Source organism: Pedobacter sp. HMWF019 (assembly GCF_003061025.1).
Classification (GTDB): Bacteria; Bacteroidota; Bacteroidia; order Sphingobacteriales; family Sphingobacteriaceae; genus Pedobacter.
The window spans coordinates 1-1301 of record NZ_QAIL01000519.1; the positions used below are offsets into that span (position 1 = coordinate 1).

Genomic DNA, 1301 nt, shown 5'->3' on the forward strand with positions numbered 1-1301 from the left:
GTACTTCTATCTAAATCATTTACATTTCTAGTAACCGTAGTATTCGGTACAGCTGGTTTATTAGTATTCATTATTTGTTGGGGGTTTTAATCGTGTTCGTACTATCTCTCTTTGCCTCTTTTTCCATAGTGGCTTTATATTTTGCGATTTGTTCTGCCTGGGTAGCCATATAGCTTTTTGCTCTTACGATGCCAGCTTCACTATCACTTTTTAAATCTTTAACTTGTTTTACCAGTTTGCTTTCCGGATGAGCTTCAAGGAATTCGTTGGCATAAGAGATGGCCTCATTAAACCTGTCTTCCTGGCGGTATTCTAAACTGTTTTTTGCATATAGATATTGTGATTTTACTATCAGCATATCCATTTCTTCTACATATTTAATATCCGGGAAATCGATTTGAGCATTTTTTAAAGCAACTACAGCAGCTTTATAATTACTGATGTCATAGCCTCCCAGTTCATAATACATCTTTGCATTTTCAAACGCTTTTCTTTCCAGTTTGCCTCTAAGATCACTGATGTATTCACTTGCTTTGGCTACCCGGTCACTTTTTGGATATAAGTTGATGAACAGTTGCATGGCATCAATGGCTTTATAGGTGTTTTCCTGATCAAGCGTGTATTCTGGTGAATCCAGATAGTAGCAATAAGCGCCCATGTATCTGCATTCTTCTGCATGTTTACTGGTTGGATAGGTGTCTGCGAAGTATTTAAACTGAAACCTTGCAGTTGTATAGTCTCTAAGATTAAACAGCGTAAATGCATAATGATAGTTGAGTTCTTCTGCTTCAGATCTTCCTCTGTATTTTTGAGAAAGGTCTTCAAAAAGGATCAGGGCTTTTGAATAGTCCTTTTTGTTATAGAGCCTCATTGCTTCCTGATACTTTTTGGCTACGTCATTACTGAGTCTGATTTTCTCAAAACGACTTTTACAACCAGCTATGCTTAGCGCTATAACAGTGAAACTTAATATAAATACGTGTTTAATTTTAAACATTCTGCAAAGATAAGTTAATAATACGATACCGTCAATTAAAAATAATAGCCGCTAAGCTAGATAAAGGCAGCGAACCTTTCAAGACCTTAACATTATTTAACAAATAGGGGATATGTAAAGGAATTTATCGACGTTGTTCTGTTTGCGAATTCAAATAGTTTTTAGAGATTGTGTTCCTTATATATGTCAAATATATATAATAGGAATGATTATTTCGGTTATCATTGGAATTTTTAGGATACCTGCTTCCAGGCTGCGCGATATCAGGCGGCCGAAGGGGCCGCAGATCTCTAAGGCCTTCCAG

General features: G+C 36.4%; 1 protein-coding gene. It reads right to left on the reverse strand.

Annotated features, from left to right (window positions below):
• Nucleotides 1-70: 70 nt before the first annotated feature.
• Entirely contained in the window at nucleotides 71-997 is a 927-nt protein-coding gene (locus tag DBR11_RS26115; RefSeq protein WP_108555503.1) for an outer membrane protein assembly factor BamD, read from the reverse strand.
• Nucleotides 998-1301: the final 304 nt, after the last annotated feature.